We start from the raw sequence: 26,494 nt of genomic DNA, 5'->3' as shown, positions 1-26,494 counted from the left end.
AAAAGGGAGGAAAACATGATGTCTGTTAAGAAACTGTTTGCCGGAGTCGCCGTCGCAGCGCTGGCGGGAACCGCCGCATTGGCCCAGGAGGGACCGATCCGTATCGGAGTGGTCACGCCGATCTCGGGCACCTATGCAGGTATCGGCCAGCAGGTCAGCTGGGGCCTCGACATGGCTGCGGAGGAGATCAATGCCGCCGGTGGCATCGACGGTCGGCAGATCGAGTTGGTCTACGAGGACAGCGAGGCCAATCCGGCGGTCGCCGTGCAGAAGGCCGAGAAGCTCATGACCGCTTCGGATGTGGATTTTCTGACCGGCACGGTCAATTCGGGGGCCACACTGGCCGTCGGACAGGTTGCCGAACGAGCGGGCAAGCTGATCGCGACCACCGTTTCGTTTTCGGATGCCATCACGGGTTCGGGATGTTCGCCCAACGTGTTTCGGGTCAATGCCCGGGCCGGGCAGCAATCCGCCGCCCTTGCCGTCTGGCTGAAGCGCGAGCGTCCAGGCACCAGGGTCTTTTATCTCGGGCCGGATTACGAGATGGGCCGCTCGACCGTCGCCGCCTTCCGGAAGAATGCCGAAAGTGTCGGGGCTGAAAGCACCGACGAGGTGTTCGCGCCATTGGATGCCAAGGACTACAGCCAGTATTTCGGCGGCATCCGCGCCGCGCGCCCCGATGTTCTCTACACCTCGGTGGCAGGCAATGACACGGTGCGCCTGTTCACCCAGCTAAAGGACTTCGGCCTGCTGGACGGGCTGACCGTTCTCGGTGCCTCAGGCACGGTTACCAGTCAGAATATCGGGGCCATTGGTGATGCGGCCGAGGGGTTCATCACCGGTGTGGGATATTCCACCGAGATCGACACGCCCGAGAACAAGGCCTTTGTTGAGGCGTTCAACGAGCGCAACGGGGTCGATCCCGACCTTTATGGCGCCGACAGCTACGGTTTGCTCTTCGCCTACAAGAAGGCGGTCGAGGCTGCGGGGTCCACGAATACCGATGCGGTGCGCACAGCGCTCGAAGGTCTGAGCTGGGAGACGCCGCAGGGTGTCAAGACAATCCGCGCGGGCGACCACCAGGCAATACAGCCGGTCTATGTCGTGGAGGTCAAGGATGGCGCGTTCACCATCGCCGATCGCATCGCCGGCGAGGACGCCATTGGCGAGGATGTCTGTGACCGCTTCTAGGCGGTCATGGAGAACGGAGATCCCAAATGATCGAATTCATCCAATTCGTTCTGGCACCGCAGATGCTCAACGGTCTGGCGCTCGGGATCTCCGTGATCCTCGTGGCGCTGGGCCTGACGATCATCTTTGGCCTGCTCGACGTCATCAACATGAGCCACGGCGAATTCTATGCCATCGGGGCATTCGGTGCGCTGGCCTTGAGCGCGTTCGGCGTGAATTACTGGGTGCTGGTCGCGCTGGTTCCGGTGCTCATGATCCCGCTGGGGGTCGTCGCTGAACGCTATCTGGTGCGCCGCGTCTACGACGGGGCGGACCGGCACGTTTCGACACTGCTGCTGACCTACGGTCTGGCGCTCATCCTGGAGGACGTGCTCAAGATCATCTTCGGGCCGAACACGCATCGGCCCGAAAACCCGCTGCCCGGAGCGACCGAGTTTCTGGGCGTGTTCATTCCCACCTACCGTTTGTTCCTGATCGCGATCGGGATCGCAGTGATACTGGTCGTCGCCTTTGTCGTCTATCGCACGCGGCTGGGTGCGATGGTCCGCGCGGCATCGTTCGACCGCGACATGGCCGCTAGCCTTGGCGTGCGGGTCAGCTGGGTCTATTCAGGGGCCTTTGCATTCGGCGTTGCCCTGGCCGGTCTGGCCGGGGTGCTGCTGGCCCCTGTCTATTCCGTGTTTCCCACAATGGGGCGCGATTTCATACTGATCGCCTTCACCGTGGTGATCGTCGGCGGCATGGGTTCGATCTGGGGTGCAGTGATTGCCGGTATCGTGCTGACGCAGGTGCAGGCGATTTCCAGCCTGATCGTGTCGCCCGTCTGGTCCGAGCCGATCGTCTTCGGTGTCATGGTCGCCGTGCTGATGCTGCGGCCGCAGGGGCTCTTCGGGAGGATCGGACATGCTTGACCGTCTCGACATATCCATGCGCGCGAACCACGTCTTCTCGGGCATTCTGGCGCTCGCGGCGCTTATCTTCGGCGTGCTGGCGGCGGCATCGGGCGACGTGTTCTACCTTCGGCTGGCGACCGAGGCGCTGATTCTGGCAGGGCTGGCCCTGTCGGTGGATATTCTTCTGGGATTCGGCGGGCTTCTGTCGCTAGGTCAGGCGCTCTATTTCGGTGTGGGTGCCTATACCGCCGCGCTCGTGCTGCGTGACGTGCCGTCCTTCTGGCTTGCCCTTGGCGTCGCAGCTGGGGTTAGCCTGATTGCCGGGATCGTGGGCGGGCTGATCGCCAACCGCGTGCGTGGTGTCTACTTTGCGCTCATCACCTTCGGAATGGCGCAGGTCGTGGCAAAGGTCGTTTACAACACCCGCGAGCTTGGCGCTTCGGATGGGCTCATCGGAATACCGATCCTGGAAATTCCGCTGGGCTTCGTCACATTGTCCGCCGACAATGCACTCGGATTCTTCCTGCTGACGCTAAGCATCATCGCCATCCTATATTTCGTTGCCGCCTACATGCTCACCACGCCGTTCGGCAGGGTGATCATCGCTCTCAAGGCAAACGAAAAGCGTGTGCCGTTTCTTGGCTACTCGACATGGTGGCCGCGCATGGTGGCCTATGTTCTTGCCGCGATCATCGCCGGCGTCAGCGGCGCACTCTACCCGATGCTTAGGGGGTTCGTCTCGCCGGAGCTGATGTTTTTCTCCATGTCGGGCAATGCGCTGATCATGGTGATCGTCGGAGGTGCCGGGACCTTGGCTGGCGCGCTCTACGGTGCGGTGCTGCTGACCATGCTGAAATCGGTGATGGGAAGCATGACCGAACATCATCTGATCGCGATTGGGCTGATCTTCATAGGGGCCATCCTGTTTCTTCCAAAGGGCATTGTCGGTCTGTTCAAGCCGCTTGTCGAGCGCATGCTAGCGCCACGGACGGGCTCGGACAGTGCAGAAGACGAAGCCCCCTTCAGGAGCATGCTATGACTGATATTCTGCAAACCGAAGGACTCGGTATTTCCTTTGGAGGACTGAAGGCGGTATCGAACGTGGACCTTGCTGCAAAGGCAAACAATATCACGACCGTGATCGGCCCGAACGGCGCGGGAAAGACGACGCTCTTCAACCTGATCTCGGGGGCGTTGAAACCCGGATATGGCCGGGTTGTGATGGATGGGAGGGACGTGACCGGCCGATCTCCCGCCAAATTGCAGCACGTAGGGCTGGCTCGCTCGTTCCAGATCACCAACCTCTTTTTCGAAATGACAGTGCGAGAGAACCTGCGCCTTGCGGCACAGCGGCTGGAACCAGTGCGTCACATGCTTTGGCCGCCAAGAAGAACCGATCGCGCGGCGCGAAAGGTGGCGGAGTTGATCGACCGGTTCGAACTAGGGGCCAAGGCCAATGAACAGGTTGGCACGCTCAGCCACGGCGAACAAAGGCGACTTGAAATCGCCATGTGTCTGGCCTCTGAGCCGCGCGTCCTGATGCTCGACGAACCGACACAGGGCATGAGCCATTCGGACACCAAGGACACCGCGCGGATGGTCCGTGAACTGGCAAAGGATGTCTCGATCCTTCTGATCGAGCACGATATCGGGGTGGTCATGGAGATATCCGATCATGTCGTGGTGATGCACCAGGGCCAGAAACTGGCCGAGGGGTCACCCACTCAGGTGCGCGCCGACCCGGCGGTTCAGGCAGCGTATTTTGGACAGGGATAAGACATGCTGGAAATTCAGGACATCCATAGCCACTACGGCTTGAGCCATGTCATCCAAGGTATCAGCCTGTCGGTCCAGCCCGGAGAGGTCATGGGCGTGTTCGGTCGCAACGGTGTCGGCAAGACCACTTTGCTCAAGACCATCGCGGGCTGGCTCGCTCCTTCATCCGGTGCGATCAGGCTCAATGGCCGAGAGATCGGCGGGCGGGAGCCCGATGCCATTAACCGTGTGGGCGTTGCCTTCGTGCCCGAGGACCGGCGAATCTTTCCCGGCCTCAGTGTGCAGGAAAACCTCGAACTGGGCATGTTAGGTCTGCGTGGACCAAGACCGCGCGATCCTCTTGACCCGGTCCTCGAACGCTTCCCGCGGCTGGCCGAACGCGCACGGCAATCCGCAACCACGCTATCGGGCGGCGAGCAGCAGATGCTGGCGATGGCACGGATCATGGTCGCAGACCCGGATGTCGTGCTGATCGACGAACCGTCCGAGGGCCTCGCCCCGATGATTGTGGCGGAAATCTTTGCGATCATCAGGCAGATGCGCGACGACGGCAAAGCCGTTCTTCTGGTCGAGCAGAACATCCATGAGGCCCTGTCCGTGTGCGATCGCTTCGTTGCCATTGAACGCGGTCGGGTCGTGCTCGAGGGCGACCCCGAGGATGCAGAGGACCGCAATTTGCTGATAGGTCAGCTCTCAGTATGAGCGACCTGCTCTTGACCGAAGCAGGCGCTATCGATTGCACCGAGATGGGCGCGCCAAACGGCCCGGCCGTCGTTTTCCTTCACCACGGGTTCGGCACGCGGCTATCGCTTGTGAACCTCGCCGAAAGACTCGAGCGGCATCTGCCTGAGCACCGGCTTGTTCTATACTCGCGACCCGGTTGCGGAAGATCGCCACCGATGTCCCCTGCGAAGCCCATTGATTACCTCACGCGCGAGGCAACGATCGTGCTGCCCGCAGTCATGGATGCGCTTGGACTCGGTTCAGCCGACCTGATCGGTCACAGCGATGGTGGCAGCATCGCCCTGATCGCAGCCGCAATGCACCCCGATCGCGTCCGCTCGATCACTGCGCTTGCGCCTCATGTCATCGTTGAGGCGCGCACGCGGCAGGGCATCCGTGCCTTGCCCAAACCGGGATCCAACCATGACTTCGAGCGGGCACTGGCACAGCGACACGCTGATATCGGCGTTGCCTACAATGCCTGGCGCGCGCTGTGGCTTTCCCAAGACATGGCTGAGTGGGATATCACTCCACTCTTGCCCAGCATTTTCTGCCCGGTTCAGCTCGTGCAGGGTGGCGGCGATGAATACGGGACGTTCCGACAGATCGACCTGATCGAAACCAAAGTTTCTTCTCCCTCGATTTCGGCGCTCCGGATCGCGGACGCGGGCCACGAGCTTCACAAGTCTCATCCCGAGGTCGTGCTGGCCGCTTGTCTCGATGCGATCTCTGAGCGCAGTCAGTCCAGTGCTGGACTTCGCGGCTGACCGATCGCTTCAGATTGTTCTTCGAACTTGCATCTTACTGACACCTGGGAAACGCGTATGCCGGACCACTTGGACCGCCCTGAAAAGGCGTCATTTCTCTGGCCCGATTGGTCCGGCTGGTCCAAATGGTCAGGTTAGCTGGAGGGGTTATCGCCCCTCCTGCTGTCGAATGCCCGAGTTAGCTCATCGCTCAGGCTCACCTATCTCGCGGAGCTTCGCGGCGTTGACGGCATAGGTCCACGGGCGGTCTTCGATCTGCCGTCCCATCCGCACCTGGAAACCACCGCTCTTCTGAGTCTTCAGGAATCCGCCATCCGCGTGCAGCCGAGCCACTTCACTCGGATTATTCGGAGCGTGAATCTTCTGCCAGCACTCCGTCCGGATGTAGACCCAGTGATCGTCCCGCCATCCATCGACCGGGGGATTGTCCTCGGTCCCGATCATCTGAAAGCGCTCGGGGTGCTTTGCAATGTAATCCCGCGTGCGCTGCACGGCCGTGTCGATCTCCGAGGTCGTCACGCCCTCCTCGGCATCGAACCAATCCCGAAACATCTCCCACGCCGCCGCTTTCGCACCACCTGCCGGCCAACCGGTCAGGTCCGCCTTCGTGGCCAACTCCCCGGCGAGTGCCGCAATGGCGAAGCGCTTGAGGACACGATGCGCCTGTCCATTACTCTGCGACAGATCTGCGCGCTTTGCCACGCTGCGGCAGAGGTCATCAATGAACTCCTGCCACTTCTTTTTCTTTTCGCGGTTTCCCATCACATGCTCGACAAAGAGCGGACCGGCATGGCCGTAATTCTCGAGGCTCGCCTGATTGAGCTGTTCGGCAAAAGTGCTGCCATCATGCGCACCCCGCAGATCATCAAAGGCGCCGTGCATCCGGCAGTCGGCCTCCATATTGATCAGGCGCACCGCCTGACCAGCGCGGAACTCGCGGCCTGCCTTCGCCATGTGCTCTTCGAGCGTGACCTCTCCGCTCGACAGGATAGACACACGCCACTGCTGCGCCGATTGCGGCTTCCCATTCGCCTTTGCCCTGTTCCGACCCTTGCCGTTGCCCAGCATGTAGACGGTCTCTCCGACAGTCCTGGGATCGGCATTATGCAGCTCCTCGAGATTCAGCAGCGTGTCGTTGCACGCGGCCGCTACGCCCTCGAGGCCGCTGAGCGTGCCGTTCCAGCTCTGCAGCAGGCTCGGCGCGCCCCAGACGGATGAGGCGACATACTGGATCGTCGACTTGCCGCGCGATGACTCGCCGCGCAGGTGAAACCCTCCACCGGTCTGGCCGAGAATGGACAGAAGCGGTCCACTGAACGCGTGAGAGACCGCCAGCATCATCAGCGGATTGCCGACGCACCGTGCCGCGACCTCGTTTTTCCACGCGTCGAGCGTGCCGCGCGTGTTGGTCGCCGCCTTCATGTCGTCCGGGACGCTGTCCGTCGTCACAAGGGCATGTCCGATCACGCGGCCGTTGCCGAGGACGAAGGCGTCATGCGCGTCACTGGCCCAGCCGACCCGGTGGCAGCGAAGATAGACTGCCTCGAGCTGCCACGAGCGCAGCAACAGCATCACGCTTTCCGCCGCCTTGCGTGCCGGTGCCAGCTCAAGGCCGAGGTCGAAGAGCGGGGCGAGGGCGACGTTCGGCGACTGCGAAAGCTGCCGCCCTTCGTAGACCAGCTCATGCCAAGTCCCTTCGGGATCCTGCACGGAGACCACGCGGCCCCAGCCATGGCCGGCCGCAGTCCGGCACCGTCCCATCACGACGACGGGCGAGCATATCTTCACCGGCACCAGGTTTTCTTCATCTCCGGAGCGCAACTCATAGATACCGTCATCGCAAAGGGTGAAGCGTTCGGGAATACCGTCGGACCCATGACCGTCGATCATGGCAGATGCAACATGCCCGCGAGCGTTGCCAGTATGCGGAAAGGTGACGATGTTCTCGTGTGCGGTGTCGTGCGGGGAGAAGGTGCTGTGATTTGTCATGGCGTTACCTCGAATTTGCATGACGGGATGGTTCGGCGAGATCAAGATCACGCCGCTGATATGGCTGATGCCCCGGCATCGGGGCCATCAGGGTCTGGTGGAGTAGCTGTTGCTGGCCGTCAGTGGGCCATCAGCGCCCCGACATCGAGATCGGTTACGAAGCCGCAGGTGAGCCGGCTTTCCCAGTCCTCGATATCCGAGAGGCGCCAGCGGGTGGCACCGCCCAGCTTGAAGGGCTTGGGGAACTCGCCGTTCCGCTTCCAGCGCCAGATCGAGTCCTTGGACACGTTGAAGCGCTGGGCGACCTGGTCGACGGAAAGGTAGAGATTGTTGCTGTGGATAGTCATGAGCCATCCTCCACGAGTGTTGTCCAAACGTGTTGACCCAGAGCATCAAAAGACGCTTTTAGCTCAACCATCTAACGTATAGCAATCCGTCCTCGGAAGAGCCGAGAAAGAGCTTAAAAACGTCAGTATGCGCTGAATCGTGAACTTTATGTCAATTTCTGTAACGGACAGTGATCTCCACACTGACATACGGCTGGTCGGCACATCGATGCACGCGGCGGAGCGACAAGGCATCAAGAGGCAGTCCATTTGGTGGTATTTTTGGTGGGAACTAAAATTCAATTACTCTAAAATTAATAATAAACAGTAAGCTATATGCTTTAAGTGGCGGAAGGGGTGGGATTCGAACCCACGGATGCTCTCACATCGCCGGTTTTCAAGACCGGTGCAATCGACCACTCTGCCACCCTTCCGCATCGCCGCGACCGCGCGGACGGGCGAGCGATGACGTGCCTTAGCGGCGTGCGCGCGATTCTGGAAGTGTTGTTGCGCGATGGCGTGCCGCGTCGTGGAAATCCGCGCAGGGCCGGGCTGGGCGCTTTTCACGCCGCGCGGGACAGGCTAGACTGCGCCGCAACAAGGCGGGTAACGACAAGCCCGCGCGGCGCACAGGCGAGAGGCATGGCATGGGACGAGTGACACGAGGCGGAAACGCGGTTCGCGGCCTGGTGCTGGTGGCGGGGGTGCTGCTGGTGGCGGGATGCGACGAGAGCGGCAAATTCACCCTGCTCCAGCCGCAGGCGGGCGGGGTAGGCGCGGCGGCGGGGGACGGCCCGCGCGCGACGCGGCTGGTGGAGCGCGATGTCGAGGCCCCCGAGGTGTTTCAGGCAACCGACATGGGGCTGTGGGACGGGCGGCCTTCGCTCGGCGGCGTCTGGGTGGCGCATCCGGACGTGACAGAGCCCGAGCGCGTCATCATCCGCAACACCGCCGATGGAAAATTTGTAATCGGTGCCTTGTTCCGGCGTCAGCGCGAGGTGCCGGGACCGGCCTTTCAGGTCTCGTCGGATGCGGCCTCGGCGCTGGGGCTGATCGCCGGATCGCCGCAACAGCTCAACGTGACCGCGCTGCGCCGCGAGGAGGCCCCGGCCGAGGAGGCCGCGACAGCCGAGGATGCGGCACCGCAGGATATCGCGTCCGCGCCCGAGGTCGAGGCCAGCGATCTTGACCCGGTGACCGGCACCGCCGCTGCTGCCATTGAGGCGGCGGAAGCGGCAGAGACCGCGAACGCCGCAAAAGCCACAGAGACCGCCGCGCCCGCGCCAAGGCCAGAGCGCGCCGCCGCGTCGCTTGCCAAGCCCTACGTGCAGGTGGGCATATTCAGCGTCGAGCAAAACGCCCGCAACACCGCCACCGCGCTGCGGCAGGCGGGCATGGTGCCCACGGTGTTCGATCAGAACTCGCAGGGCAAACGTTTCTGGCGGGTGGTGGTGGGGCCTGCGGCCTCTGCCTCTGATCGCGCCGCCGTGCTGAAAAAGATTAAGGGGATCGGATTTGCCGATGCCTATCCGGTGACGAACTGAACGGGGGGATGCGGTGATGACATTCATGAAGGGCTGTCTGGCGGCGCTTGTCGCGCTTGGCCTCGCGGTCCCGGCTCTGGCCTTTGAGACGAGCGCGCGCGGGGCCTATGTGGTGGATGCGACCACAGGCACGGTGCTCTTGAGCAAGAATGCCGACACGCCCTTGCCGCCTGCGTCGATGTCCAAGCTGATGACGCTCTACGTGGCCTTCGAGGCGGTCCGCGATGGCCGCCTGTCGCTCGACGAGCGGCTGCCGGTATCGCAGCACGCGATGAGCTATGGCGGCTCGACCATGTTTCTCGACACCACCGACCGGGTGCGCGTCGAGGATCTGTTGCGCGGGATCATCGTCCTGTCGGGCAATGACGCCTGCGCCGTGATCGCCGAGGCGCTCAGCCCCGACGGCACCGAGGCGGGCTTTGCCCGCTACATGACGCAACGCGCGCAGGCCCTGGGCATGACCAATTCGGTGTTCAAGAATTCCAACGGCTGGCCCGCCGAGGGGCATGTGATGTCGATGCGCGACCTCGGCCTTCTGGCGCGGCACATCATCGAGGATTTTCCCGCGTTCTACCCGATGTTTGCCGAGCGCGAGTTTCGCTTTGACGGGCGCGCGCCTGCCAATGTCCACAACCGCAACCCGCTTCTCGGCCTCGGGATCGGGGCCGACGGGCTCAAGACCGGGCATACGCAGGCGGCGGGCTACGGGCTTGTCGGATCGGCGGTGCAGGGCGAGCGGCGGGTGATCTTTGCCATCACCGGGCTTGACAGCGCCGCCGCGCGCGCCCGCGAATCCGAGGCGATCGTGAACTGGGCGTTCCGGCATTTCGCGCGCAAGACGGTGCTGCGCGCGGGTGAGGTGGTGGCGCGTGCGCCGGTCTGGATGGGCGAGGCGGGCGAGGTCGGGCTTGCGCCGGCCGCCGATGTGGAGACGCTCTTGCCGGTGCTGGCCAGCGAGAGCCTGGCGGCGCAGGTGGTCTATACCGGGCCGGTGCGCGCGCCGGTGGCCAAGGGCGATGCGCTGGCCGAGCTGGTGCTTGCGCCCGAGGGCCTGCCCGAGACGCGGGTGCCGCTGGTGGCGACCGAGGCGGTGGCACCGGGCGGGTTCATGACGCGGCTGCGCATGGTGGCGGGGCAGGTGCTGGAGCGGTTGCGCGAGGGCCCCGAGGGGGCCTCTTGAGCGGGCAGGGCCTCTTCATCAGTTTCGAGGGCATCGACGGTTCGGGCAAGTCCACGCAGGCGCGTCTTCTGGCCGAACGGCTGCGCGAGGCGGGCCGCGAGGTGGTGCTGACGCGCGAGCCGGGCGGCAGCGCGGGGGCCGAGGAGATTCGCAATCTGCTGCTCACGGGTGCGGGGGATCGCTGGTCGCCCGAGACCGAAGTGCTGCTTTTCACTGCCGCGCGGCGCGACCATCTGGAGCGGGTGATCGCGCCCGCGCTGGCGCGGGGCGCGGTGGTGATCTGCGACCGTTTCGCCGATAGCACGCGGGTCTATCAAGGCGTGGGCCGCGCCGATCTGCGCCCGCTGGTGGACGCGTTGCACCGGCTGGTCATCGGGCAGGAGCCGGACCTGACGCTGCTCATCGACATCGACCCTGCGACCGGGCTGGCGCGTGCCGAAGCGCGGGGCGATGGCGAGGCGCGGTTCGAAGCCTTCGGGCTGGGCTTGCAGGAGCGGTTGCGCGCCGGGTTTCTCGCGCTGGCGCAGGAAGCCGCCGGGCGCGTCGTCGTGATCGACGGGGCGCGTGCGCCGGAGGTGGTGGCGGCGGAGGTGGCGCGCGTGGTCGCCGCGCGGCTGGCATGAGCGGCGATACCCTGCCAGAGCCGGACCGCGCCGAGGGCGCGCCGCACCCGCGCGAGACCGCGCGGCTGTTCGGGCAGGAGGCGGCAGAGGCCGCGTTTCTCGACGCCCATGCCTCGGGGCGTTTGCACCACGCCTGGATGCTGACCGGGCCGCGCGGGGTGGGCAAGGCCACGCTGGCCTGGCGCATCGCGCGGTTCCTGCTGGCGCGGGGCGGGGCGCAGGAGGATGGCCTTTTCGGCGCGCCGCCCCCGCCTGCCAGCCTCGAGGTGGACCCCGAGCACCCCGTGGCGCGGCGGATGCGGGCGCTGTCGGAGCCGGGGCTGTTCCTGCTGCGGCGCGGCCCCAACGACAAGGGCGACCGGCTGGCGCAGGAGATTCGCGTGGCCGAGGTGCGCAAGATGGGCAATTTCTTTGCCCTATCCGCCGCCGATGGCGGGCGGCGGGTGGTGATCGTCGATGCCGCCGATGAATTGAACACGCAGGCCGCCAACGCGCTCCTTAAGATGCTCGAAGAGCCGCCCGCGCGCACGGTGATGCTCCTGGTCGCGCATCAGCCGTCAAGCCTGTTGCCGACGATCCGCTCGCGCTGCCGGATGCTGCGGCTGGCACCCTTGGGGCCGCAGGACATGGCCCGCGCGCTGGCGGCGGCGGGGATCGGCCCCGGCGATGACCCGGCGGCCACGGCGGCGCTTTCCGAGCTGGCCGCGGGATCGGTGGGCGCGGCGGTGCGGCTTGTGACGCTGGATGGCGTGGCGCTATATGCCGAGATCGCGGCGCTGATGGACAGCCTGCCCCGGCTTGACCGCGCGCGCGCGCTGCGTCTTGCCGACAGCGTGGCGCAGCGCGGGGCCGAGGCGCGGCGCGAACTCCTGTTCTCTCTGTTCGATCTGTTTCTCGCCCGCCTCGCGCGGACCGGGGCCACCGGTGCCCCCCCCGCGACCGAGGCCACCCAAGGCGAGGCCGCCCTGCTGGCGCGGCTGGCCCCTGATGCGGGGCGCGCGCGCGCCTGGGCGCAAACCGCCGAGGAGGTGGGCGCGCGGGCGCGTCACGGGCTGGCGGTCAATCTTGACCCTGCCGCGCTTGTCCTAGATACCGTGCTCAGGATGAAGCAGACCGCCGGGGGCTGACCCGGCCCGCGCGGGGGACGCATGAGCACCGATATCCGCATAACCGACAGCCATTGCCACCTGGATTTCCCCGATTTCGACGGCGAGCGTGACGCGGTCATCGACCGCGCGCGCGCGGCGGGGGTGCACCGCATGGTGACGATCTGCACGCGGCTGCGGCAGGAGCCGCAGGTGCGCGCGATTGCCGAGAGCTATTCAAACGTCTTCTACGCCGCAGGCACCCACCCGATGAGCGCGGCGGAGGAGCCGATGGTGACGGTTGACGACCTGGTGGCGCTTGCCGCGCATCCGAAATTCGTGGGTATCGGCGAGACCGGCCTTGATTACCACTACACCGCCGAAAGCGCCGAGGTGCAGCAGCAAAGCCTGCGCATCCATATCGCGGCGGCGCGCGAGACCGGCCTGCCGCTCATCATCCACGCACGCGATGCCGACGAGGACATGGCGCGCATCCTGACCGAGGAATATCGCGGCGGGGCCTATACTTGCGTGCTGCATTGCTTCTCGTCCGGTGCGGGGTTGGCGCGGGCGGCGCTTGATCTGGGGTTTTATCTCTCGATGTCGGGGATCGCGACATTCCCGCGCAGCCAAGACCTGCGCGATATTTTCGCAAGCGCCCCGGTGGAACGCATCCTGGTGGAGACCGACGCGCCCTATCTGGCGCCGCCTCCCCATCGCGGGCGGCGCAACGAGCCGGGCTATACGCTCTACACCGCGCAGAAGGGGGCCGAGGTTTTCGGCATGGACTTCGCGGAATTCGCCGCGCAGACGGAGGCCAATTTCGAGCGGTTGTTCACCAAGGCGGTTCTGTGATGGGCGAGTTGCGCTTTACCATCCTTGGCTGTGGATCGTCGGGCGGGGTGCCGCGCCTTGGCGGGCATTGGGGCGCGTGCGACCCCGACAACCCGCGCAACACGCGGCGGCGCTGTTCCATGCTGGTGGAGCGCGAGACCGAAGACGGCATCACCCGCGTGCTGATCGACAGCACCCCCGACCTGCGCGCGCAGCTTCTTGATGCGGGGATCGGCACGCTCGATGCGGTGGCCTATACCCATGCGCACGCCGATCATGTCCACGGCATCGACGATCTGCGGATGATCGTCTTCAACATGCGCACGCGCCTTCCCGTCTGGGCCGATGGCGACACGCAAAACTCGCTTTATTCCCGCTTCGGCTATGTCTTTACCCAGCCCGAGGACAGCCCCTATCCGCCGATCCTCGACATGCACACGATCGACGGAGCCTTTACCGTCGAGGGCGCGGGCGGGCCGATCACGCTCACCCCGTTCAAGGTGGGGCATGGCGCGATTGACGCGCTTGGCTTTCGCATCGAGGGGCTGGCCTATCTGCCCGACGTGGTGGAGATCCCTGCGCCGGTCTGGCCCATGCTTGAAGGGCTGGATTGCTGGGTGCTCGACGCGCTGCGGCGCACGCCGCACCCCACCCACGCCCATCTTGATCTGGCGCTGGACTGGATCGCGCGCGCGGCCCCGCGCCGCGCGGTGCTCACCAACATGCATATCGACATGGATTACGCGACCGTCGCGGCGGAGACACCCGAGCACATCACCCCCGCCCATGACGGGATGGTGATCCGCTACCCGGTCTAAGCCGGTGCAGGCGCTTCTGGAGGTCATCGTTCCGGTCTTTCTGGTGATCGGGTTCGGCTATCTTGCGGTCTGGCGGGGCTGGTTCAGCGCGGCGGGTGTCGACGGGCTGATGACCTTCACGCAGAAATTCGCCGTCCCCTGCCTACTGTTCACGGCGCTGGCGCGACTTGATCTGGCGCAGAGTTTCGACTGGCGCCTGCTCCTGAGCTTTTACGCGGGCGCGCTGTCGGGGTTCCTGCTGGGCCTTTTCGGCGCACGGCTGATCTTTGGCAGGTCGTGGGAGGACGCGGTGGCCATCGGCTTTTGCGGGCTGTTCTCGAACTCGGTCCTGCTGGGCCTGCCGATCATGGAGCGGGCCTATGGCATCGGTGCGCTGTCGGCCAATTTCGCCATCATCGCGGTGCATTCGCCGTTCTGCTACGGCATCGGCATCACCGCGATGGAGGTGGTGCGCGCGCGCGGCCAATCGGCGGGCCGGGTCGCGGCCAAGGTCGGGCGGGCGATGTTTTCCAACACGCTCATCATGGGCATCGCGGCGGGGTTTGCCGTCAACCTGTCAGGGCTGCCGATCCCCGGCCCGGTCAATGACGCGCTCGACCTGATGGTACGCGCGGCGCTGCCGGCGGCGCTCTTTGGCCTCGGCGGCGTGCTGGTGCAATACCGCCCCGAGGGCGATATGCGCGTGATCCTCTATGTCTGCGCGGTGTCGCTGGTGGCGCATCCCTTGATCACCTACGGGCTGGGGCGCGGGCTTGGCCTGCCGGTGGAGGGCCTGCGCGCGGCGGTGGTGACGGCGGCAATGGCCCCCGGCGTCAACGCCTATATCTTTGCCAACATGTATGGCCAGGCCCGGCGCGTGGCGGCGTCGAGCGTGCTGATTGCCACGGGGCTGACGGTGGGCACGGCGTGGCTGTGGCTGTCGGTGCTGCCATGATGCCGGGCTATGCGGGCCCCTGCACCCTGCCTGCGCGGGTTGCGCTGCGGCTTCGGTTGGACCTTGGGCAAAATCGCGCGCAGTCATGCGCTGACGGTCACCGGGAAAGGGCATGCTGAGATAATGCAGAACGACATAACAGGCCCGGTTCTGCTTCTTGATGACATGAGCGAGACGCGCCTGCATCTGGCCGCGCTGTTCATCGCCGCGCCGGGGGTGACGCCGCCGCCGGTCAGGACCGATGCCAGCGAGAGCGCCCCCGAGCAGATTGCCGCCTATGGCGCGGGGATCGTGTGGCGGGCGCGGTTCTGCGTGGCTTGTGCGCCGGGGGCGGGCTATCGCTGGAACGGCGAGGACTACCCGCTTGCCGCCGATTTTTCGGGCGACCTGCGGCTGGCCTATGTGTCGTGCAACGGCGAGGAAACCGGGGATATGGACCGCGCCCTGTCCGAGCGCAACGCCATGTGGGCGCGGTTGCAGGCCGAGCATGAGCGCGCACCCTTCGCGTTGCTGCTGCATGGTGGCGACCAGATTTATGCCGACGAGGTGACACAGGGCCATCCGCTGAGCGATGGCTGGCCCGAGCGCATCCCACGCGCGCCGCGCCCCGCCGAGCTGGCAGATTTGCGCGCGCATCTGCGGGCGCGGTTCTTCGAGCGCTATGCCGCGCTCTACCGCGCGCCGCAATTCGCGTGGCTGGCGGCGCGGGTGCCCTCGCTCATGCAATGGGACGATCACGACATTTGCGACGGCTGGGGCTCCTTGCCGAGTTCGCGCACATGTTCGCCGGTGGGGCAATGCCTGTTTGAGGTGGCGCGCGAGAGTTTCCTGATCTTCCAGCACGCCGCGCGCGATGGCGATCTGCCCGCGCGCTTTGCCGATCCCGAGGGCGCGCATCTGGGCTGGGCGGTGCGGCGCGGTGACCTGCGTATTCTCGCCCCCGATATGCGGTCCGAGCGGACACGGCACCAGATCATGGGCGAGGGTGGCTGGCAGATGATGGATGCCGAGGCCGCGCGCACGCAGACGGGTCAGAGCCTTTTGATGTCAAGCGTGCCGCTGCTGGGGCCGCGCCTGTCGCTTTTGGAGCGGGCGATGGTTCTGGTGCCGCGAATGCAGAAATACGAGGATGATCTGCGCGACCAATGGCAAAGCCGGGCGCATCGCGGCGAATGGCGGCGGATGCTGGAACTGGTGCGCGACTTGGCACGCGCAAGCCGCCATGACATCGTTGCCGTGTCGGGAGAGATTCACCTTGCTACGCGGGCGGTGATGGATCTGGGCGACGGTCTTTACCTGCATCAATTGGTGGCGTCGGGCATCGCGCATCGTGCGCCGCCCAGGCTCTGGGCGCGGGTGCTCGACCTGTTGTCGCGGCTGGGCGAGGCCCCGCTGGCGGGGCATCCGATCACGATAGAGCGGATCGCGGGGCAGGGCGGCTATTACGTGGCAGAGCGGAATTACCTGGTGCTGAGCCGATGCGCCGGGAGATGGCAGGCAGAGTGGGAGTTGGAGGACAGCGGCCGCAGCGCGCCGTTGCCGATCCCATAGCTGGCCTGCCGCGATTTCAGCGCAGCAGCGCCTTCATCCCCCGGTCCAGCCCTTCGAGGGTCATCGGCACCATGCGATCATCGAAAATCTCGCGGATCATGGCGATGGAGCGGGTGTAATCCCATTCGCGCCGGGGCACCGGGTTGATCCACAGGTGACCGGGCCATTGCGCGCGGGCGCGCTCCAGCCACGCTTGCCCGGCCTCGGCGTTCCAATGTTCGTTCGCGCCGCCGGGATAGGCGATCTCGTAGGGGCTCATGCTGGCATCGCCCACGAAAATGCATTTGTAATCAGGGCCATAGGTGTTGAGCACCTCCCATGTCGGTACCTGCGCATCCCAGCGGCGGGCATTGTCGCGCCAGACGCCCTCGTAAAGGCAGTTGTGGAAATAGTAATATTCGAGATGCTTGAATTCGGCCCGCGCGGCGCTGAAAAGCTCTTCCACCACCTTGATATGCGGGTCCATCGAGCCGCCCACGTCGAGAAACAGCAGCACCTTGACGGCGTTGCGCCGCTCAGGCCGGGTTTTCACGTCGAGCCAGCCATTCTCGGCGGTGGCGCGGATGGTGCCGTCGAGGTCAAGCTCCTCATGCGCGCCGTCGCGCGCCCAGCGGCGCAGGCGTTTGAGCGCGACCTTGATGTTGCGGGTGCCAAGCTCCACGCTGTCGTCGAGATTGCGAAATTCGCGCTTGTCCCAGACCTTGACGGCGCGGCGGTGGCGGCTCTCGTGCTGGCCGATGCGCACGCCCTCGGGGTTGTAGCCATAGGCACCAAAGGGCGAGGTGCCCGCGGTGCCGATCCATTTGGAGCCACCCTGGTGGCGGCCCTCCTGCTCGCGCAGCCGCTCCTTGAGCGTTTCCATCAATTTCTCGAACCCGCCAAGCGCCTCGATCTCGGCCTTTTCCTCGGGCGTCAGGTGCTTTTCGGCCATTTTTTGCAGCCAGTCGGCGGGCAGGTCCACGGCGTTGAGCACCTCGCTTGCGCTGATGCTTTCCAGCCCCTTGAAGCTCTGGGCGAAGGCGCGATCGAAGCGGTCGATATGGCGCTCGTCCTTCACCATCGCGCTACGGGCGAGATAGTAGAACGCTTCGATGTCATAGGTCACAAGCCCTGCGCGCACCGCCTCGAGAAAGGTCAGGTATTCGCGCAAGGAGACCGGCACGCCGCCCGCCCGAAGGGTTTCGAAGAAGGGCAGGAACATCGCCGCCTCACATGGCGGCGCGGTGCAGGATCAGGGTCAGGAACAGCCCCGCGATCGCAAAGAGCAGCCCGAAGACAAAGGCGTAAAGCGCCATGTCCGCGGGTTTTCCCTTGCGCCGCCAGGCGAGGATGCCGCCGCCTGCGGCCCCAAATATCGCACCAAGAATGACGATCATCGCTTATCCGTTCGGCCCCCTGAGCGGGTTGAGCGCGCCCACTTCGCGCAGCTTGGCCTGCACCGCCCAATCTGCCCCATAGCCGTAGCGCGCCCAGCCGAGACTGTCCAGCCTCACCGCCTGTGCCTCGGCCACGCGGTTTTCAAGGTCAAGCGCCTCGGCCTGAAGCATCTTGAGCGTGGCGATGAGGGCGGCATTTTCGAAACGTTCGGCCACGGCGACATGGGGGCCAAGCCGTGCCAGCGCGTCTTCGCCGCGCCCGAGCGCGATATCGTGGCTGGCAAGCTGCGCCGCGACATAGGCGCGGTGCAGGCCGGTGCCGGGCACCGTCTGATAGAACCGGTCGGCGATGGCGAATTGCGCGCGGGCGAAATCGGGGTCGCTGGCCTGCGCCAGCCGCCCGAGCGCGAAATGGCTGAAGGCGCGGCGGTGATCGGTCCAACCGATGGCCTGCGCGATGCGCACCGCGTCAAGCGCGGCGGTGCGGCGCGCGCGCGCGCGCGCGCCGGGGCCAAGCGCGGTCTGGATCGCCTCGATCCACGCGCGCGGCGTCGTCCCGGCAAAGCGTGGTGCGATCCCGTCGCCCTTGGGGTTGAGGCGGCTGAGGATGGCGGGCAGGCGGTCGGCAACCTCGCGGCGCGACATGCCCGCGCGCAATTCGGGCGCGTAATAGGCGCGCAGGATCAGCATGTCGAAGCCGGTCAGCACCGCGTGCACATTGTCGTCGTTGAACACGCTGTCGGACAGGCGATACATATCGTTGAGCGGCCCCAGCGCCTGCGCCAGTTCCTCGTGCAGACAGTCGCGCGTTTCCTGCGGGCTGGCGTCATTTGGCACGAAAATCGCGATCTTTTCGCGCCGGGTGATGCGCGTCCAATCGGTGAGACGGGTGCCGCGCGCGCGGCGATACTCGGCCAGGCTGTCGATATTGGGCACCACGAAACAGGCAGCACTGGGCAGGTTACGGCGGATCTCGTCGCGGCGCACCGCCTCGATGGTTATACTCGCTGCGCCCTCGGTGACGCGGCTTATGTCGATGCCCGCCTCGCTGCGCAGCCGGTGGATCACCCGGTTGAGATCGGCCATCAGGGTGATCGGCACCTGGCCGGTAACGCGCACGGTGATCGGCCCCTCGAAGCGCGAGAACCGTTGCAGCATCCGCCCTGATTCCATCTGGAAGGAAAGATCGAGAAAATCGCGCAGGATGTCGCGGTTGGCGCGTTGCGGCGGCACCGGGCTTGGCGCGGAAAATCCCTTCATCGGGGGCAGAATGCTGTCATCGGGCATGGCCGCGCGCGAGGCGGTATTCGACTGGTAGGCGCCCGGAACGCAGGCCCCGAGGAAGAGGCAGATGGGCAGGACGACTCGGCGCATGGTTCCCCCGTCTTCATGTTTCCCGGTCAGTGTCGGCAAGGGCGACGGGAACCAGAACTGGCCGCCCTTCCTGTTCTGGTCAAGGAACCGCCAAGGCAAAACTGTGACACAGGGCCTGTCGTCGATCAAGCCTGAGCCGGGCGGGGTGGTTTGCGTGGATTGCCCGCGCAAACGGAAACAATCCCGGCGAGTGGCCGGGATTGTTTCGATTTTGAGCCGGTGCGGCGCATCCCCGCGGGCCGGGGCAGGCCGGTTGGCGGTTACTCCACCAAAAGCCGCGCCTCGTGGCGTTTGAGCGAGCGGCGCGCGGCGTGATAGGCCTCGATCCCCGTCGTGTCGCGCAGTTCCGGGAAGAGGGTAAATATCTCCTCGCGCGAGGCGTCGCCCATCCCATCGAGAACCTGCTCGCCGGGCTGAAAGCTTTCGGTCCAGGCCCCGTCCGACAGCACCACCTCGTGGCGGTCGCACATGAAGTGAATATAGGTTGCCCCGTTGGTGGCGCGCAACTCGCTGATGCCCTCCATGCCGGTCAGGTGCTTGGCCGCCGCCAGAACCTCGCGCTCGCCGAAATAAAGCGCGGCGCGCTCGGAGGTGAGCAGCACGCGGTGTTGCGGGCTCACGATCATGTCGCGCTCGGGCAGGCCATGGCCAAGCGCCCCTGCGCTGATGCGCACCGGGCGCAGATGCGGCGATGCCATCAGATCGGCAGAGCCAAGCGCGCGCGTGCCGACCCAGCGCACCTCCTGCAAGCCGTTGTCGCGGGTGATGACGCGGTCGCCCTCGCGCAGATCCTCTACCAGCACTTCGCCGCGCGGCGTCGCGATACGCGTGCCGGGGGTGAAGCAGGGGATCAGGTTCTCGATCTCGGTAAAGGTCAGTGCACCGGTGACGGTATCATCAGCGGCAAGGAAGTTGACCGTGCCAGAGGTCGAATCGCCATCCGCGTCCACCGTCTCTCCGACGATGTCGAACCGGCCAAGGCCGCGCAGGTCGAGCGTGTCGATATCGTCCTCGACCCCGTCGGCAGTGCTGTCGCCCGAGCCGCCGTCGATTTCATCGCCCGCAGTTACTGCAAGGAATTCGTCGCGATCATTGCCACCGGCCATGAAATCGGCCCCGGCGGCACCCGACAGGGTGTCATTGCCGTTATTGCCGCGCAATTCGTCATCGCCATCGCCGCCCGAGACGATATCCGCCCCGTCGCCGCCGTTGATGACATCGGCCCCGGCGCCGCCTTCAAGGCTGTCATTGTCAAACAGACCCCGAATGGTATCGTCGCCATCGCCGCCAAGGACGGTATCGTTGCCGAAATTGCCTTCGAGCGAGTCGTTGTCGATGCCTCCGTCGACAAAATCATCGCCGGTGCCGCCGGAAATGGTGTCATTATCATCCTGGCCAAAGATCGTATCGTTGCCCGCACCGCCGGTGAGGAGATCATCGCCATTGTCGAGCACCGGATCGGTGGCATCGGGGATGTTGAGCGCATCCGGGAAGGCCGGGTCAAGCCCGCCAAAGACAAGGTCATCGCCTGCGCCCGCACTGATCGTGTCCGAGCCTTCGGAACCGATGATCGTATCCGCACCGTCGCCGCCCTCTACGCTGTCGGCGTCAATACCGGCGTCGATGCTGTCATTGCCCGCGCCGCCAAGGATGGTGTCGGCGTCGTCGCCGGTCGAGATGACATCATCGCCCGCGCCGCCATCGACGAAATCGAGATCGTCACCGGGGATCGGATCGGCGGGCACGTTGGGCGGAAAGCCCAGATCGGGCAGCGGGCCATCGGCCACGGGCACACCTGAATCGATCGTGTCGTTGCCGGCACCGCCCTCGATGCTGTCGCTGCCGCGGCCGCCCTCGACCTCGTCATCGCCCAGGCCTGCCAGAACTGTATCGTCGCCATCGCCCGCGCGGATGCTGTCATCATCGGGCGCGGCACCGGGCAGGATCGCATCGCCCGCATCGACGAAATCACCGTCGGGATCGCCTGCATAGGCAGTGTCGATGAGATCGGCACCGGCGGTGCCGTCCACGATACCGTCGCGCGGGGCCACGCCGCCGACGCCCACTGTAACGGTGCCCGTTGTGGTGCCGCCATTGCCGTCCTCGACCGTGTAGTCGAACGTGTCGGTGCCGGTAAAGCCCGCATCGGGCGTGTAGGTGATCGTGCCGTCTGCGTTAACCGTGGTGGTGCCGTTGGCACCGGGGGTGGCAGCGGTCACGCTGAGCGGGTCGCCATCCACATCGCTGTCATTGGCCAGCACATCGACCGTCACCGCGGTATCGGCATCGGTCGAGGCGCTGTCATCGCCCGCCACCGGCGCGTCATTTACCGGGGTGACCGTCACCGTCACCGAGCCCGGCGTGGTGTTGCCGGTGCCGTCATCGGCGGTGTAGGTGATGGTGTCGGTGCCGTTGAAATCGGGGTTCGGCGTGTAGGTGAGCGTGTTGTCGGGGTTGATCGTCACCGTGCCGTTGGTGGCGGTGGCGGTGCCCACGGTGAGCGGGTCGCCATCGGGATCGCTGTCATTGGCGAGAACCGGGATATCGACGGCGGTATCCTCGTCGGTGGTGGCCGTGTCCGGGGTGGTCACGGGCGCGCCGCCGCTGTCGGGCAGGATCAGGGTCTCGATCTCGGCAAAGGTCATCTCGCCGGTGACCGCGCCGCCGCCATCGACGAACTCGATGCGCCCGGAGGTGGAGTTGCCGTCGGGATCGGCGGTTTCCTCGGCCACGCGTAGCGGGCCCGAGCCGCTCAGGTCGAGCGTGTCATTGTCGATGCCGGTGCTGCCGCCATCGGCCACGTCGCCCGCGGTGCCGCCTAGGATAGTATCCTCGCCCGCGCCGCCCGCGATGGAATCGGCCCCGGCCCCGCCGGTCAGCACGTCATTGGCATCCTCGCCCAGCAGCGTATCATCGCCATCGCCGCCCAGCAGCGTGTCATCGCCCGCAGCCCCGGTGTCGATGGTGCCGGGGACGGTGTTGAAATAGACATCGGTGACATTGATGCCATCCTGCGCACCGTCGGGATCGGTGTAGCGGACCACCAGTTGCGAGACCGGGCCGGGAATGCTCACCGTCAGGCTGTTGGCCGCGTCGGCATCCGTGCCGGTGCCGCTGCCTTCGGCCTCTTCGCCGCTGACCACCGACACCGCGCTGCCGCCGGTGAGGGTGACGGGCACGAGGTTGTCGGCCGCGTCGAAGGCGAAGATCTGCACGTCCTCCAGCCCGTCAAGATCGTTGATCTGGAAGGACACATCGGTCACATCCGCCGAAAATTGCAGCTTGAGATCGGTACCGCCGGTCGCCGCGACATCCGCCGAGAGCGAACTGCTGTCATTGGCGGGGGTGCCGTCGGTCACTACGCCGTCCACGTTCTGCGCGTTGTCGGCAAAGAGCGTATCGACAGGGCCGGTCGCCTGGAGCACCGCAAAGGTGACATCGACAGAGCCGGTATTCTGGGTGAAGCCCGCGATCGCGTCGCCGCCCTCGATCGGATCGGCGTCGTTCGGATCGGGGGCAAGCGACCACTCGAATACCTCGCGACCGCCGGATGCAGGGTTATCCGAATCGCCCACTAGAAGATCACTGCCAGCGCCACCCTCGACCGAGTCGCTGCCCGATCCGGCATAGACCGTGTCATTACCTTCGCCTGCGACGATGGTGTCGTCGCCGCCAAGGCCCTCGACCGTATCATCGTTGGATGCGTCGGGCGCGTCGTTGTTGTCGATCCGGTCGCCCTCCGGGTCGGTCAGGAACGCATCGTCGATCAGGTTGGCACCATTGTCGCCTTCGACTCTGTTCACAGGCATATCTCAACTCCCAAATGCGCGAAGCGGCCAGATCGACCGGTTCTACGGTGTTCAAATCAAGTGTCCCAAACCGCAGATGATGCCGCATCGGCAGGGGCGACCCTCACAATCCCAATAGCCTGAGAGGAATGCCCCCGCCACGCGAACGCGCCGCGCATTTTGTGCGGTCGGATCATCGACCGGCACCGTGGCGAACATCTCTCCGGCACGCGATACATCGCGTTGCGGATAATGATGGTCGCCCCCGTGACCTATGAACATCACCCCCCAGTTGGGCTTGCAGTGGTTTTACTTTACTGCCGGATTTTGCCCAAGAGGAAACTTGACGCAAATGTGACCGATGCGGTGACATGGGGGCAGTTTCTGCCATCATTGCGCTTTACGCACCAAGTTTGCCGGAGGCCATTGTTTCGCTGAAACTGCGCAAACATGGCGCTTATACTCATGATATAGCACTCAGATCACGGCTTTTGCCCGATGAACCGCGTCGCGGGGGGGGCAATTGTTTCCGTTCGCGAACCGCACAACCGCAGATCGCGGGGCTGCCGCCGGGTGCGGCAAAGGGTTAACGGGATCGTTCGCGCGGCGAGGGCAATGGCGGCCAATACGGGGCATTGTCGCCGTATGGCGCGTAATGAGCGGCGGGTCTGTCGCACAGCCGCTGATTCGCGGGCCCGCTACCCCGGTGGTTGCGTTAACCCTGGCCCTGGGTTTCGGCAAGCGCGCGCGCTGCCGCGCTGTCGCTCTCGCTCAGGCCCATCGCCTCGCGGGCGGCGTCGAGCACCGCGATCTCTTCTGCCGCACAATCGCCATCCGACAGCACCACCTCCCACAGCGCCTCGAGCGCGGCGAGGCGCGCGTCGATGCGCACGCGGTCGCGGATCATGTGGCCGAAAAGATCGGTATCGGGGGCCGCGCGTTCAAGCCGCTCGCAATCCGCGCGCATCCGCGCCGCCGCGATCGGGCCGATCCCGTTGAGCGCGGCAAGCAGCCGGTCGATGCGCTGTATCTCGGCCAGGGCATAATCGCGGTCGGATTTTGCGATACGCACCATCAGCGCCCCAAGCGCCAGACGCTCGTCCGGCTCTGGCAGGGGGATGGGTTTGGGCGCGGAAAGCGCATGGAGGATACGGGGCCACATAACATGACCATAGCGAGCGGCACCGCCGCGCCAAAGCGGAAAATTGCCCCTGCGCCGCGCGCCGCCCCGCCCCGTGCCCGTGCCGCAACGTTGCCATGATTGTTCCTCAGAAAGTGCGTCTTGACGCGCGACTCTGGGTGCAGAAATTCCCGCTGGAGGATAGCACGACATGGCAAGATCGGATTCGGCGCGTCCAAGGCATAGCGGAGCGCGGCCCCAAGGGCACGTGCTCGCGCACCTCTCGGGCGAGGCGCTGGCCGATGCGCTCGATGCGCTGGACTGGTCAGAGGCCCCCTGCGCGGGGCTGGGGCGGGTCATGGCGCGCCGCGATCTCGATCTTGCCGCAGCGCTTTGTGTCTTTTTCAACGGCGCGCCCGAGCGGTTCAACTACCTGCCCAAGCCGCATGTGCCCGAGGAGTATCGCCCGGTCGCGCGGCATCTCGACAATATCTGCCTGCGCATCAACAGCGGGTTTTACCTGCCGCTGCCCGCAGCGCGGCTCACCTGCGGGGCGGTGCTCGATCGCTGGCTTGGCTATCAGCGCGCCGACCGTCAAGAGGGGCGCTGCGGGCGCTGGGTGCTGAGCGAGGCGAGGCTGGCCCCGCTCTTTGACGACGGCTGGCATCGTGTGCCGCAGGCGCATCACCCGGAGCCGGTTCGGCACGGCCTGTGGCGCGCGCTCTTGGCCCCGCTGCGCGACCTGCGGTCCCCGCGCGCGGTGCTGCGCGGGCGCAAATAGGCGCGTGCCCCTTGATCTGGGGGCGGCAAATGCCCTCTACCCAAAACCTTGCGGCTGTCCTATAGTGCCTGTGGATAAACGGGCATCAGACCCATGATCCCAGAGGCAGAACAGAAAAGGGGGACGGGGGATGCGCTGCCCGTTTTGCGGAAATATCGACACGCAGGTCAAGGATTCACGCCCTGCCGAAGAGCATGTCTCAATCCGCAGGCGGCGGTTCTGTCCGGCCTGTGGCGGGCGGTTCACCACCTATGAGCGGGTGCAGTTGCGCGATCTCGTGGTGGTCAAGACCAACGGTCGGCGCGAGGATTTCGACCGCGACAAGCTTGAGCGTTCGATCCGCATCGCCATGCAGAAACGTCCGATTGATCCCGAGCGCGTGGAGCAGATGATTTCCGGCATCGTCCGGCGACTCGAGAGCATGGGCGAGACAGATATCCCCTCCAAGGTGATCGGCGAGATCGTGATGGAGACCCTCGCCCGGATCGACACCGTGGCCTATGTACGCTTTGCCAGCGTCTACAAGAATTTCCAGGAAGCCGATGATTTCGACCGCTTCGTGAGCGAGCTGCGCCCCGAGGATGGCGCGCCCGCCCAAGACTAAGCCGGTGACCGGGGCCGATCGCCGCTTCATGGCGCTGGCGCTGTCGCTGGGGCGGCGGGGCATGGGGCAATGCGCGCCCAACCCGGCGGTGGGCTGCGTCATCGTGCAGGGCGACCGCATCGTCGGGCGCGGGGTAACGGCCCCCGGCGGGCGGCCTCATGCCGAGCCACAGGCGCTGGCGCAGGCCGGGGCGCAGGCGCGCGGGGCCACCGCCTATGTCACGCTGGAGCCATGCGCGCATCACGGCGCCACCCCGCCTTGCTCCGAGGCGCTGATCGCGGCGGGGGTGGCGCGGGTCGTGGCCCCGTTCGACGATACCGATCCGCGCGTCTCGGGACGCGGTTTCGAGATGATGCGGGCGGCGGGCCTCGCGGTGACCACGGGTGTTCTGGCCGAGGAGGCGGCGCGCGATCACGCCGGATTCCTTATTCGCAACGAGTTGGGCCGCCCCTTTGTCACGCTCAAGCTCGCGTCAAGTTTCGACGGGCGCATCGCCACCGCCTCGGGGCATAGCCAGTGGATCACGGGGCCGGAGGCGCGGCGCGCGGTCCATGCCATGCGCGCGCGCCACGATGCGGTGATGGTCGGCGCGGGCACGGCGCGCGCCGATGACCCGATGCTGACCGCGCGCGGCATGGGCGTGGCGCGGCAACCGGTGCGGGTGGTGGTGTCGCGCAGGCTCGATCTGCCGCTGATGTCGCAGCTTGCGCGCAGCGCGCGCGAGGTGCCGCTCTGGCTCTGCCACGGTGACGGGGCTGACCCGGCGCTGGCCGAGGCGTGGCGCGGCCTTGGTGCGCGGCTCTTGCCCTGCGCGGTGGTGGCGGGCCAGGTGGATGCGGGCGCGATGCTGCGCGCGTTGGGCGCGGCGGGGCTGACGCGGGTCTTCTGCGAGGGCGGCGGCGCGCTCGCGGCCTCGCTGCTGGGCGCGGGGCTGGTGGATGAGCTGATAGGCTTTACCGCCGGGTTTGCCATCGGGGCCGAGGGGCTGCCGGGGCTGGGCGCGCTGGGCCTGTCGCGGCTCGACGAGGCGGCGCGGTTCGACCTCATCGAGACGCGGGCCATTGGCGGCGATGTGATGCACCGCTGGGCGCGAGCGGGGTGATGCCGGGGCGGGGCCATCGGGTCCCCCGCGCGGAATCAAGCAACCGTCTCAGGACGGCGGGTTTGGTTGCCATGGCGTGTCGCGCTTGAGGACGGTGTTGGCGAGGAGGATGAGC

The 26,494-nt window shown here is 65.7% G+C and carries 24 protein-coding genes and 1 tRNA gene; 17 read left to right on the top strand and 8 right to left on the bottom strand.

Annotated elements, in window-relative coordinates; translation table 11 throughout:
• Nucleotides 1-18: 18 nt before the first annotated feature.
• Genes ABIE58_RS14285 through ABIE58_RS14260 form a run of 6 tightly spaced genes read left to right on the top strand, consistent with a single transcriptional unit; the run spans nt 19 to nt 5,350 of the window.
• Nucleotides 19-1,191 (top strand): ABC transporter substrate-binding protein, encoded by a 1,173-nt coding sequence (locus ABIE58_RS14285; protein ID WP_354545388.1) that lies wholly within the window; start codon nt 19-21, stop codon nt 1,189-1,191.
• Nucleotides 1,192-1,217: 26 nt separating this feature from the next.
• Nucleotides 1,218-2,102: a branched-chain amino acid ABC transporter permease gene (locus ABIE58_RS14280; protein ID WP_354545387.1), complete on the top strand. Its 885-nt coding sequence runs from the start codon at nt 1,218-1,220 to the stop codon at nt 2,100-2,102.
• Nucleotides 2,095-3,123 carry a branched-chain amino acid ABC transporter permease gene (locus ABIE58_RS14275; RefSeq protein ID WP_354545386.1) on the top strand — a complete coding sequence of 343 codons (1,029 nt, stop codon included), beginning with the start codon at nt 2,095-2,097 and terminating at the stop codon, nt 3,121-3,123. The genes ABIE58_RS14280 and ABIE58_RS14275 overlap by 8 nt, the downstream gene beginning before the upstream one ends.
• Entirely contained in the window at nt 3,120-3,860 is a 741-nt protein-coding gene (locus ABIE58_RS14270; protein WP_354545385.1) for an ABC transporter ATP-binding protein, read from the top strand. The genes ABIE58_RS14275 and ABIE58_RS14270 overlap by 4 nt, the downstream gene beginning before the upstream one ends.
• Nucleotides 3,861-3,863: 3 nt before the next feature.
• Entirely contained in the window at nt 3,864-4,562 is a 699-nt protein-coding gene (locus tag ABIE58_RS14265) for an ABC transporter ATP-binding protein (protein WP_354545384.1), read from the top strand.
• Nucleotides 4,559-5,350 (top strand): alpha/beta fold hydrolase, encoded by a 792-nt coding sequence (locus tag ABIE58_RS14260; RefSeq protein ID WP_354545383.1) that lies wholly within the window; start codon nt 4,559-4,561, stop codon nt 5,348-5,350. The genes ABIE58_RS14265 and ABIE58_RS14260 overlap by 4 nt, the downstream gene beginning before the upstream one ends.
• Nucleotides 5,351-5,533: 183 nt before the next feature.
• On the opposite strand, the gene ABIE58_RS14255 is transcribed toward ABIE58_RS14260, so the two are convergent.
• From ABIE58_RS14255 to ABIE58_RS14245, 3 genes are all read right to left on the bottom strand, one after another.
• On the bottom strand, nt 5,534-7,339 hold the full coding sequence (locus tag ABIE58_RS14255; protein ID WP_354545382.1) for a DUF927 domain-containing protein: 1,806 nt from the start codon (nt 7,337-7,339) through the stop codon (nt 5,534-5,536).
• Nucleotides 7,340-7,458: 119 nt separating this feature from the next.
• Nucleotides 7,459-7,686, bottom strand: coding sequence for a helix-turn-helix transcriptional regulator (locus ABIE58_RS14250; RefSeq protein ID WP_354545381.1), 228 nt, complete (start codon nt 7,684-7,686; stop codon nt 7,459-7,461).
• 325 nt (nt 7,687-8,011) lie between these two features.
• A tRNA-Ser gene (locus ABIE58_RS14245) sits at nt 8,012-8,099 on the bottom strand.
• Between the two features lie 213 nt (nt 8,100-8,312).
• On the opposite strand from ABIE58_RS14245, the gene ABIE58_RS14240 reads away from it, so the two are divergent.
• From ABIE58_RS14240 to ABIE58_RS14205, 8 genes are all read left to right on the top strand, one after another.
• Nucleotides 8,313-9,209, top strand: a complete 897-nt coding sequence (locus ABIE58_RS14240; protein ID WP_354545380.1) for an SPOR domain-containing protein — start codon at nt 8,313-8,315, stop codon at nt 9,207-9,209.
• A gap of 16 nt (nt 9,210-9,225) precedes the next feature.
• On the top strand, nt 9,226-10,389 hold the full coding sequence (locus tag ABIE58_RS14235; protein ID WP_354545379.1) for a D-alanyl-D-alanine carboxypeptidase family protein: 1,164 nt from the start codon (nt 9,226-9,228) through the stop codon (nt 10,387-10,389).
• On the top strand, nt 10,386-11,012 hold the full coding sequence (gene tmk, locus ABIE58_RS14230) for a dTMP kinase (protein WP_354545378.1): 627 nt from the start codon (nt 10,386-10,388) through the stop codon (nt 11,010-11,012). Before ABIE58_RS14235 ends, tmk begins: the two co-directional genes overlap by 4 nt.
• On the top strand, nt 11,009-12,139 hold the full coding sequence (locus ABIE58_RS14225) for a DNA polymerase III subunit delta' (protein WP_354545377.1): 1,131 nt from the start codon (nt 11,009-11,011) through the stop codon (nt 12,137-12,139). The genes tmk and ABIE58_RS14225 overlap by 4 nt, the downstream gene beginning before the upstream one ends.
• A gap of 21 nt (nt 12,140-12,160) precedes the next feature.
• Nucleotides 12,161-12,952, top strand: coding sequence for a TatD family hydrolase (locus ABIE58_RS14220; RefSeq protein ID WP_354545376.1), 792 nt, complete (start codon nt 12,161-12,163; stop codon nt 12,950-12,952).
• A complete protein-coding gene (locus tag ABIE58_RS14215; RefSeq protein ID WP_354545375.1) occupies nt 12,952-13,749 on the top strand; it encodes an MBL fold metallo-hydrolase in 798 nt (265 codons plus the stop codon). Before ABIE58_RS14220 ends, ABIE58_RS14215 begins: the two co-directional genes overlap by 1 nt.
• Before the next feature lie 4 nt (nt 13,750-13,753).
• Nucleotides 13,754-14,683, top strand: coding sequence for an AEC family transporter (locus ABIE58_RS14210; protein ID WP_354545374.1), 930 nt, complete (start codon nt 13,754-13,756; stop codon nt 14,681-14,683).
• A 165-nt stretch (nt 14,684-14,848) separates the two neighbouring features.
• Nucleotides 14,849-16,234, top strand: coding sequence for an alkaline phosphatase D family protein (locus ABIE58_RS14205; protein WP_354545373.1), 1,386 nt, complete (start codon nt 14,849-14,851; stop codon nt 16,232-16,234).
• 16 nt (nt 16,235-16,250) lie between these two features.
• Here ABIE58_RS14205 and ABIE58_RS14200 read toward each other — a convergent pair whose 3' ends face one another.
• From ABIE58_RS14200 to ABIE58_RS14180, 5 genes are all read right to left on the bottom strand, one after another.
• Nucleotides 16,251-17,435: a vWA domain-containing protein gene (locus ABIE58_RS14200; RefSeq protein ID WP_354545372.1), complete on the bottom strand. Its 1,185-nt coding sequence runs from the start codon at nt 17,433-17,435 to the stop codon at nt 16,251-16,253.
• A gap of 7 nt (nt 17,436-17,442) precedes the next feature.
• Nucleotides 17,443-17,610: a hypothetical protein gene (locus ABIE58_RS14195; protein ID WP_354545371.1), complete on the bottom strand. Its 168-nt coding sequence runs from the start codon at nt 17,608-17,610 to the stop codon at nt 17,443-17,445.
• A 3-nt stretch (nt 17,611-17,613) separates the two neighbouring features.
• Complete coding sequence (locus tag ABIE58_RS14190; protein ID WP_354545370.1) at nt 17,614-18,984, bottom strand: DUF2927 domain-containing protein; 1,371 nt, start codon at nt 18,982-18,984, stop codon at nt 17,614-17,616.
• A 260-nt stretch (nt 18,985-19,244) separates the two neighbouring features.
• Entirely contained in the window at nt 19,245-22,793 is a 3,549-nt protein-coding gene (locus tag ABIE58_RS14185; protein WP_354545369.1) for a Hint domain-containing protein, read from the bottom strand.
• A 694-nt stretch (nt 22,794-23,487) separates the two neighbouring features.
• A complete protein-coding gene (locus ABIE58_RS14180; protein WP_354545368.1) occupies nt 23,488-23,934 on the bottom strand; it encodes a tellurite resistance TerB family protein in 447 nt (148 codons plus the stop codon).
• A gap of 169 nt (nt 23,935-24,103) precedes the next feature.
• On the opposite strand from ABIE58_RS14180, the gene ABIE58_RS14175 reads away from it, so the two are divergent.
• The 3 genes from ABIE58_RS14175 (at nt 24,104) to ribD (ending at nt 26,379) form a co-directional block, all read left to right on the top strand.
• Nucleotides 24,104-24,673 (top strand): hypothetical protein, encoded by a 570-nt coding sequence (locus ABIE58_RS14175; protein ID WP_354545367.1) that lies wholly within the window; start codon nt 24,104-24,106, stop codon nt 24,671-24,673.
• A 130-nt stretch (nt 24,674-24,803) separates the two neighbouring features.
• Entirely contained in the window at nt 24,804-25,277 is a 474-nt protein-coding gene (gene nrdR / locus ABIE58_RS14170; RefSeq protein ID WP_354545366.1) for a transcriptional regulator NrdR, read from the top strand.
• Nucleotides 25,255-26,379 (top strand): bifunctional diaminohydroxyphosphoribosylaminopyrimidine deaminase/5-amino-6-(5-phosphoribosylamino)uracil reductase RibD, encoded by a 1,125-nt coding sequence (gene ribD / locus ABIE58_RS14165; protein WP_502950103.1) that lies wholly within the window; start codon nt 25,255-25,257, stop codon nt 26,377-26,379. Before nrdR ends, ribD begins: the two co-directional genes overlap by 23 nt.
• The last annotated feature ends 115 nt before the right edge of the window (nt 26,380-26,494 follow it).

Source organism: Roseovarius sp. MBR-78 (genome assembly GCF_040547535.1).
Taxonomy (GTDB): Bacteria; Pseudomonadota; Alphaproteobacteria; order Rhodobacterales; family Rhodobacteraceae; genus Roseovarius.
Note: the sequence above shows the minus strand (reverse complement) of the source record. Positions and strands in the feature narration are given on the sequence as shown.